This is a genomic window from Sphaerisporangium sp. NPDC049002 (assembly GCF_040649355.1).
In the GTDB taxonomy this organism is placed as follows: Bacteria; Actinomycetota; Actinomycetes; order Streptosporangiales; family Streptosporangiaceae; genus Sphaerisporangium.
In genome coordinates this window covers 1-5163 of sequence record NZ_JBEZFH010000335.1, presented here as the reverse complement: position 1 = coordinate 5163, position 5163 = coordinate 1, and the positions used below count along the sequence as shown (strand labels likewise).

Annotated in this window: 5 protein-coding genes; 4 read left to right on the top strand and 1 reads right to left on the bottom strand. The window is 71.3% G+C overall.

Annotated features, from left to right (window positions below):
• Nucleotides 1-121 precede the first annotated feature (121 nt).
• The gene (locus tag AB0B89_RS34730; RefSeq protein ID WP_358561493.1) at nucleotides 122-1489 is read left to right on the top strand and encodes a HAMP domain-containing sensor histidine kinase; all 1368 of its coding nucleotides are present in this window, start codon (nucleotides 122-124) and stop codon (nucleotides 1487-1489) included.
• Between the two features lie 91 nt (nucleotides 1490-1580).
• Here the strand turns inward: AB0B89_RS34730 and AB0B89_RS34725 are convergent, their stop codons facing one another.
• Entirely contained in the window at nucleotides 1581-2288 is a 708-nt protein-coding gene (locus AB0B89_RS34725; RefSeq protein ID WP_358561490.1) for a TetR/AcrR family transcriptional regulator, read from the bottom strand.
• An 82-nt stretch (nucleotides 2289-2370) separates the two neighbouring features.
• Here AB0B89_RS34725 and AB0B89_RS34720 point away from each other — a divergent pair, with 82 nt between their 5' ends.
• The 3 genes from AB0B89_RS34720 to AB0B89_RS34710 all read left to right on the top strand — a co-directional run bounded on the left by AB0B89_RS34720 (nucleotide 2371) and on the right by AB0B89_RS34710 (nucleotide 5080).
• A complete protein-coding gene (locus AB0B89_RS34720) occupies nucleotides 2371-3570 on the top strand; it encodes a carotenoid oxygenase family protein (protein WP_358561487.1) in 1200 nt (399 codons plus the stop codon).
• 111 nt (nucleotides 3571-3681) lie between these two features.
• Entirely contained in the window at nucleotides 3682-4338 is a 657-nt protein-coding gene (locus AB0B89_RS34715; protein WP_358561484.1) for a helix-turn-helix domain-containing protein, read from the top strand.
• Nucleotide 4339: 1 nt separating this feature from the next.
• A complete protein-coding gene (locus AB0B89_RS34710) occupies nucleotides 4340-5080 on the top strand; it encodes an SRPBCC domain-containing protein (protein WP_358561482.1) in 741 nt (246 codons plus the stop codon).
• Nucleotides 5081-5163 lie beyond the last annotated feature (83 nt).

Sequence of the window (5163 nt, the reverse complement as noted above, 5' to 3'; positions counted from 1 at the left end):
ATCAGGATGAGCAGGGGCCGTTGTCCTTGGGCGTGAATGGTGACTCTCCAGGGGACGATCGACTGCTAAGTGAATAATCATCCCGCCGGTCAGAACCCGGCTCACGGTGTACGCGGGCGTGGTGGCGGCCCTGTTCTCCGCCGTGCTCGCCACTGTCCTGCTCGTCGCCATCCAGCGCCTGGCCACCGAGTATCTCACCGAGGAGGTCGTCGGCTCGGCCGGACGGATCGCCGCGGACACCGATCGTGGCCATATCCGCACCCCGATATCGCACGGCCTCGTCCGCAAGCACCAGGTGATCGACCCCTCGGGCAAGGTGGTGGCGGCGTCCGAGGAGATGCGGGGCAAGCCCGTCATGGCCCAATTCGATCTGGCCGGGGGACACAACAGGGGCACCACCGTCGTGTGCGACCACTCCTTCCCCCAGGGAGAGTGCGACATCGTGGCGGCCCAGCAGGTCGACCGCTCCGGCGAGATCTGGACCATCTACAGCGCCGCCCCCGTCATCCCGCCCCTGGTCCATCCGGTCATCTCCACACTGGTGATCGGCAGCGCGCTGCTGCTGACGGCGGGCATCACCTACGGCGCCCACCGTGTCATCGGCGCGTCCCTCGGCCCCGTGGAGGCCATCCGGTCGGAGCTGGACGAGATCAACGCCACCTGCCCGGGCCGCCGGGTGCCGGTCCCCGACAGCGAGGACGAGATCCACGACCTGGCCCAGAGCGTCAACCACACCTTGGGGCGGCTCCAGGCGGCGATGGAGCAGCAGCGCCGGCTCACCTCGGACGCCTCCCACGACCTGCGCAGCCCGATCACCGCCATACGGGCCGAGGTCGAGGACGCGCTGATGGCCTCCAGGGGCCACAACTGGCCGGCGACGGGCCGCGCCGTGCTCGGCGGCCTGGACCGGCTCCAGGCGATCGTGGTGGACCTGCTGACCGTCGCCCGGCTGGACGCCGGCACGCCCGGCTCCCGCGTCCCGGTCGACCTGGCGGAGCTGGTCACCGCCGAGATGGAGGCCCGCCATCCGGTCAAGCGGCTCGAATACGTCCTCGACAAGGACGTCGTGGTCATGGGCGACCGGATCCGGCTCGCCCGGCTGGTCACCAACCTGGTCGACAACGCCGAACGGCACGCCGACACCACGATCACCATCACGGTGTGCCTTGCGCCCGGCACCGGCGCCGGGCACTTCGCCGCCGGCACCGCGAGGCTGGAGGTCCTCGACGACGGCGCCGGGATCGCCCCCGACAAGCGCGAGCTGGTGTTCCAGCGGTTCGCCCGGCTGGACGCCGCACGCAGCAGGGACGCGGGCGGCACCGGCCTCGGGCTGCCGATCGCCCGGCAGATCGCCGAGATGTCCGGCGGAACCCTCAATATCGAGGACAGCCCGCGTGGCGCGCGCTTCGTACTTCGCCTCCCGCTCGCCTTGCCGGAGCCCGGCGCGGGCGGCGAATCGTTCCCGCCGGAACATGGGCACCTGGGATGAGGACGGCCCGTCAGGGCAGGCCGGGGTGGAGCTCTGACCTCCCGCTCCCGGGGCCCACCCGCCGCTTGCCGGAAATGCCCATGGTCACCGGTCAGACGGTGCGCTTGTATCGAGGTCCTTCCTCCATCGACGGGTCCGGCCTGACGTCCTCGACCTCCTTCTTCAGCCGGCGGCGGGACGAGGCCACCGACCGGGTCGCCGACTCCACGGTGTCGCCGACGCCGACCATGAGGGTGGTCAGCTGGGCCTCGAAGACCACGTCGGCGTTGCAGGGGTCGATGAGGTAGTCGCCAAGTTCGAGCGTGACCAGCCCGTGGATCGCGGTCCACAGCTGGTGGGCGACCAGTTCGGCGTCGCCGGTGCGGAACCGGTCGGCCGCGATGCACCGGTTCGCGCATTCGACCACGGTGCTCAGGGTGTACCGGCCGTACTGGCGGTCCTCCGCGGTGAGGGAGAAGCCGGCCAGCGACGCCCCGCCGAACATCACGGCGTACAGGTGTGGGTTGGTCAGGGCGTTGTGCCGGTAGGCCCTCCCGAACAGTGTCATGTCGGCGACGGGATCGGCGGTCAGCGCGACATGGGAGAAGTACGCCTCAAGTCGGGCGAACCCCTCGTACACCATCTCGCGCACCAGCCCGCTCATCCCACCGAAGTTCGTGTAGACGGCCATCGTCGAACTGCCCGCCTCCGCGGCGATGCGGCGGGCCGACAGCGACTGGGGACCCTCGTCGGCGAGCAGCCGTGCGGCGATGTCGACCAGGGTGGAACGCGTCTGCGGATTCGATCGGCGTGGACTCACCTTGACAGTATGGCATAACACCGTTATTTTTTACATAACGCTGTTATGCCAGCTCGTCAGGCCTCATGAGGAGGTGCTCGAAATGACTGTCAGGGAGCACGTTGACCCGCTCGGGTCGCTCGACTCCGGCCACCTGCCCCACGACGAGTCGCTGCACGTCGACGGCACCCTCCCTCTCGGCCTCGACGGCACCTTCCTGCTCTCCGGCCCGCCCCCCGGCGGCTCGTACGTCGCGGGCGGCCCGGCGCTGGTCTCCGGCGTGCGACTCGGCGGAGGCACCGCCCGCCGGCACAGGGCTTCCGGGGAGCCCCGCGGCGACGTGCCGGGCCAGGCGCCCGGTTCCGCGATCTGGATCAGGCCCACCGGGCCCGCCGATCCCCCGCCGGACGGGCCGTGCCGCGCGAGCGTCGCACCGCCGCTCAAGGACCGCGCCTGCGCCGAGTGGCACACCATCGCCACCTACCCCGGCCTGGACACAGCCGAGCACCTGGTCATCGGGGCGGACGGCCGCGTGCTCGACGCCCGGCCGTTCGCGCTCGACGGCGCCCCTCTCATGCGGGCGGTCGCGCTCACCGACCGGTTCGTCGTGGTGTTCGACCTGCCCGTGACCTACCGCCGGGCGGCGGCCATGATCGGCGCGGGGTCCCCCTATCGCTGGCAGCACGGCCGGCCCGCGCGCATCGGGCTGCTGCCGCGCCGGGCGGGCGACGCGACCGAGCCGCTCTGGTTCGCGATCGACCCCTGCTTCGTGCTCCAGACGGTCAACGCCCACGACGACGGCCATCGGGTGGTCGTGGACGCGGTGCGGTGCGCGCGTGCCTTCGACACCCCCGAGTGGAGCCCCGGCGACGCCGCCGGCACCTCGCGGGCATACCGGTGGACGCTCGACCTGGCGACCGGCGCCGCCCACGAGCGGCCGCTGACCGGCGCGCTGGACCTGGCGTCCGTGGACCCCCGGCAGTCCGGCCACAGGCACCAGCTGATCTTCGGCCGCGCTCCCGGCGGCCGGGCGGTGATCGGCCACGACCTCGCGGCCGGCACCACCCAGGTACGGGAGCTCGGCCCCGGGTGGCGTGCGGGCCGTCCCGTCTTCGTCCCTCGCGGGGTCGCCGAGGGCGACGGCTGGATCGTGGTCCTGGCGCAGAACGCCGCGCTGCGGCGGAGCGAGCTGCTGGTGCTCGACGCCCTCAACCTGACCGGCCGTCCCGAGGCTGTAGTCCACGTTCCGGCCACCTTCCCCGAGGCCCACTCCACCACCTGGCTTCCCGCGCACCACCACTGAGCCCGGCGTCCCGCACCCGTCCCGGCCGCCGTGAGGCCTCCGGGCGGCGTGGCCACTGCCGACAATCTCAATCATCTTGACAATAAAATTGTTCGGTGAGAACGTTGGTGCATGTTCGAAGTGGCGGTGATCGAAGATCCGGCGGCGGCGGAGGCCTCGCTCGATCCGGTGCGGTCCCGGTTGCTGGCCGAGCTGGCCCGGCCGGCGTCGGCCACGATGCTGGCCGCCAAGCTGGGCATGCCGCGGCAGAAGGTGAACTACCACCTGAAGGCCCTGGAGCGGCACGGCCTGGTCGAGCTGGTGGAGGAGCGCCGCAGGGGCAACACCATCGAACGGGTGATGGCCGCCACCGCGGCGTCGTACGTCATCTCGCCGGTCGCGCTGGCCGCGGTGGCCCCCGACCCCGCCCGCTCCCCCGACCGGCTCTCCCCGCGCTGGCTGCTGGCCGTCGCCTCCCGGCTGTTACGCGACGTGGGCGAACTGGTCACCGGCGCCGCCAAGGCCCGCAGGAAGGCCGCGACGTTCGCGATCGACGGCCAGGTGCGGTTCGCCTCGCCCGCCGACGGCGCGGCCTTCGCCGACGATCTGGCCGACGCGTTCGCCGCCCTGGTCTGCGCGTATCACGACGAGACCGCCGACGCCGGCCGCGACCACCACGTGATCGTCGCGGTCCACCCATGGTCCTCCGGCCGGCCGGAGGACCACGAAACGGTCGACACCCTCATGGTCGACACCGAGACAGCCGACACCGAGACAAGGGAGCTTTGAGATGCCGCACGAGTTCGAGCTGCGCAAGCAGGTCACGCTGGAGGCGACCCCCGAGCAGGTATGGGACGCGATCGCCACCGGCCCGGGAATCGACTCGTGGTTCATGGGACGCAACGAGATCGAGCCCCGCGAGGGGGGCGCCACCCGGCAGTACTTCGGCGACTTCCCCGTGGAGGCCACGGTCACCGCCTGGGAGCCGTCCAGGCGATTCGGGTTCCGCAGCGACAAGGGCCCCGACGGATCGTTCATGGCCCTTGAGTACCTCATCGAGGGGCGCGAACAGGGCAGCACCGTGCTGCGGCTCGTGCAGAGCGGCATACTCGGCGACGACTGGGACGGCGAGTACGACGCGCTGAGCCGCGGCTGGGACCTGTACCTGCACACCCTGGACCAGTACCTCACCCACTTCCACGGCCGGTCGGCCGTGGTGGTCTTCGGCACCCGGCCCAAGACGGGCGGCGGCGAACCCGTGTGGCAGGAGCTCGAACGAGGGGTCGGCCTGACCGGTCCCGTCACCCCCGGAGAGCGGGTGCGGCTCACCCCCGCGGGTCTCGACCCGATCGAGGGGGTCGTCGACTACGCCGTCCCCGGCTTCCTTGGCGTCCGCAACGACGACGGCCTCTACCGGTTCATCCAGGGAAGGGACGAAACGCTGGTCGTGGGACACCACATCTTCCGCGACGTGGACCCCAAAGAGACCGAGCGGGCCTGGCACGAATGGCTCGGGAGGCTGCTCCCCTGATCCTCTTCTTGGTGCCCGTCGTCACATGTCAGTGGGGCGCGTCCAGCGGGGCGCCGTATGAGGGCGGAGGGGTGAATGGTGGG